This is a genomic window from Stenotrophomonas capsici (genome assembly GCF_034961085.1).
Taxonomy (GTDB): Bacteria; Pseudomonadota; Gammaproteobacteria; order Xanthomonadales; family Xanthomonadaceae; genus Stenotrophomonas; species Stenotrophomonas capsici.
On the sequence record NZ_JAYFUH010000153.1, the window covers coordinates 1 to 3,536 of the forward strand.

Annotated in this window: 2 protein-coding genes; both read left to right on the top strand. The window is 66.9% G+C overall.

Going from position 1 to position 3,536, the window contains the following annotated elements:
- A partial coding sequence (locus tag VA603_RS10450) for an SdrD B-like domain-containing protein (RefSeq protein WP_323438779.1) occupies nucleotides 1-2,876 on the top strand: 2,876 nt, incomplete at its 5' end.
- Nucleotides 2,873-3,536: Ig-like domain-containing protein (locus VA603_RS10455; RefSeq protein ID WP_486679292.1), on the top strand; the 664-nt coding region annotated here is incomplete at its 3' end. The genes VA603_RS10450 and VA603_RS10455, both read left to right, overlap by 4 nt.

Sequence of the window (3,536 nt, forward strand, 5' to 3'; positions counted from 1 at the left end):
TCCTCAACCTGCCCCCGGGCGAATACAAGGTGGTGGAGAAGCAGCAGCCGGCCGGCACCAATGACGGCAAGACCAAGCCGGGCAACATCGGCGGCACGCCGATGGGCAACGGCTCGGCCGAAGGCAGCGCCACCGCGCAGAACCCGTCGTTCATCGGCACGATCACCGTTGGCGTGGGCCAGGTGTCGGTCGAGAACAACTTCGGCGAAGTGCCGGCGGCCAGCATTTCCGGCAACGTCTACAACGACAGCAACGACGACGGTATCCGCCAGCCTGAGGAAGGCGGCTTTGCCAACGTCACCGTCGAGCTGACCGGCACCGACGACCTGGGCAACCCGGTCACGTTGACCACCACCACCGACGCCAACGGCAAGTACACCTTCGAGAACCTGCGTCCGGGCACCTATGTGGTGACCGAGCCCAACCAGCCGGCTGAAACGCTCAACGGCAAGACCACCGCCGGCAGCACGGGCGGCACGGGCGGCAATCCGTCGACGACCACCTCGGAGATCACCGGCATCGTGCTCAAGCCGGGCGACAAGTCGGTGGACAACAACTTCGGCGAGATCGGCGATTCGCCGGACATGCTGGTGAGCAAGTCGTCCAACACGGTGAAGTTCACCGTCAACAACGTCGCCACGTACACCATCCGCGTGCGTAATGGCGGGCAGCAGGCATCCACGGGCGAGTACATCGTCAAGGACCGCCTGCCGGCGGGCCTGAACCTGGCGGAAGTTCCGTCCGGCAATGGTTGGACCTGTTCCGGCGCGGTGGGCGATGCCCGCTTTGAATGCCGCAGTTCGGAAGTGGTCAATGCCGGTGCAACCTCCACCTCGGACATCACCGTCAAGGTGAACGTCACGGCCGAGGCCGCGCGGGCCGGCACCGTCAACAACGCCGTGCTGGTGGAAGGCGGCGGTGAGAACGAGTTCCGCACCCCGACCACCACCGAGCGCAACACGTTCGAAGGCGACGTGACCCAGTTGCCGGTGTGCGATGCGGCCATCACCCAGAACGTGTGCCGCGTGCCCAACCAGGTGCAGCTGTCCGCATCGGTCGGCGGTACCGTGTGGTACGACATCGGCAGCGACGATGCCTTCCTCGACAGCGGCGATACGCGCCTGCAGTCGTGGATCGTGGAACTGCTGGATGCGGCGACCGGCCAGGTTGCCAAGACCACCACCACCGCCGTGGACGGAAGCTACCGCTTCGGCGACGTGGTGCCGGGCATCAAGTGGAACATCCAGTTCCGTGACCCTGCGTCGGGCGTGTTGTGGGCGTGGCCGGTGAACCAGGAAACCGCCGGTGGCATGGGCGTGTCCTGTGACGCCACGCGTGCCATCAGCGATGGCAGCAGCAGCGCCTGCCGTATCACCGAGAACGGCACCAGCCAGCTGCAGGTCGTGCTCGAAGCCGGCCAGCATCTGCCGCAGCAGAGCCTGCCGGTGGATCCGTCGGGCGTGGTCTACGACGCCATCACCCGTGATCCGGTGCCGGGCTCCATCGTGACCCTGACCCCGGTGGGCGTGTGCAACGGCTACGACCCGAAGACCGCCATCCTCAACGCCGGTGCCGGTGGCTACCGCGTGGAAGGCAACGCGGTGTCGATGACCGTGGGTACGAGCGGCTACTACCAGTTCATGTTCGGCCCGGCCGCGCCGGCACGTTGCGAGTTCCAGCTGACGGTGACGCCGCCGGGTGGCTACCAGTTCGTGTCGTCGCTGATTCCGCCGCAGGAAGGTTCGCTGTCGCCGCTGGGCGCAGCCGGCACCAGCCACCTGGTGCAGCCGCAGGCCGATGCGCCGACCGGTGCGGTGGGCACGCCCACCCAGTACTGGCTGACCGTGTTTGCCGGTTCGGCCACCGCCGGCATCGTCCACAACCACCTGCCGTTGGATACCTCCGCCGGTACCGGCCTGGTCATCACCAAGACCGGTGACCGCCAGACCGCCGAGATCGGTGACACCGTGCAGTACAGCATCACCGTGCGCCAGACCTCCGGCAGTGCGATGGCGACGGTGAACATCGTCGATACGCTGCCGCGTGGCTTCACCTACATCGATGGCACCGCCCGTGTCGGCGGCCGCGCGCTGGATGAGCCGTTCGGCAAGCCGGGCCCGCGCCTGGGCTTCAACCTGGGCCCGATCAACGTCGGCCAGCAGTTGGTGCTGACCTACCGCGTGCGTGTTGGCGTCGGTGCGCAGCAGGGCGATGGCATCAACCGCGCGCAGGCCCATGGCTGCTCGATCACCGGTGGCTGTATCGATCCGGGTTCGATGACGCCGGTACCGGGTTCGGTGCCGTCCAACCAGGCGCAGTACCGCGTGCGCGTCACCGGTGGTGTGTTCACCGAGGAAGCCTGCGTGCTGGGCAAGGTGTTCGTGGACTGCAACAACAACCACGTGCAGGACAACGAAGAGCTGGGCATTCCGGGCGTGCGCCTGTACTTCTCCAACGGCACCTGGGTGATCTCCGATTCGGAAGGCAAGTACAGCTACTGCGGCCTGACCCCGCAGAGCCACACGCTGAAGGTGGATCCGTCCACCCTGCCGGCCGGCTCGCGCCTGACCACCAGCAGCAACCGCAACCTGGGCGATGCCGACAGCCTGTTCCTGGACCTGAAGAACGGCGAGCTGCATCGCGCCGACTTCATCGAAGGCAGCTGCTCCAACCCGCTGCTGGAACAGGTCAAGGCCCGTCGTACCCAGGGCGAGGTGCGTGCGCCGGAAACCGAAACCGGCCAGTCGCCGCTGCGTTTTGAAAGCAAGCCCGCCCGTGCGCCGCAGCAGGCCACGGACTCGGCCAACCAGAGACCGATCGTGTATCCGCGACCCAACCCGCCCTCGGCATCCGCTTCGCAGGAGGTGCAGCCATGAGCCGTCATTGCCTGCGCAAGATGCCGCGCATGAGCCTGCTGGCCTGCGCGCTGGCCACCGCCGCAATGCCGGTCATGGCACAGAACGTGGGTACCAGCTCGCGCTTCACGCCGGTGTTGGGTGATGCCACCACGTTGTATCCGCGTTCGCTGGTCACCACCGATACGCCGCCGGAAGTCGTCGCCGCCCGTTCGGGCCAGGCCGACTACAGCGGCAACGTCGGCGTGGACCGCGTGTCGGTGGAAGTGGACCGCGACGGCATCCCGGCCGATGGCCAGACGCCGGTGCATATCACCGTGCGCCTGCTCGGTGCCGACGGCAAGCCGTTGGCCGGCAAGAGCTACGCCACCATCGAAAACAGCGGTGGCCGCCTGCGTCTGCCGGGCTCGCGCACCGATGAATTCGGTCCGGGCGCGGCCGATGCCGACAAGGTCATGCCGGGCGTACAGGTGGAAGTGGAAAACGGCGTGGCCGAGTTCGACCTGGTCGCGCCGCATGATCCGCAGGATGTGCTGCTGCGCATCACCGCCGGCGGCCAGACCGCCGAAGGCACCATCGGCTTCCTGCCGGAAATGCGCGAGCTGCTGGCCACCGGCCTGATCGAAGGCATCGTCAATTTCCGCAACAAGTCCAACGCCAGCCTGATCTCGCCGGTGCAGT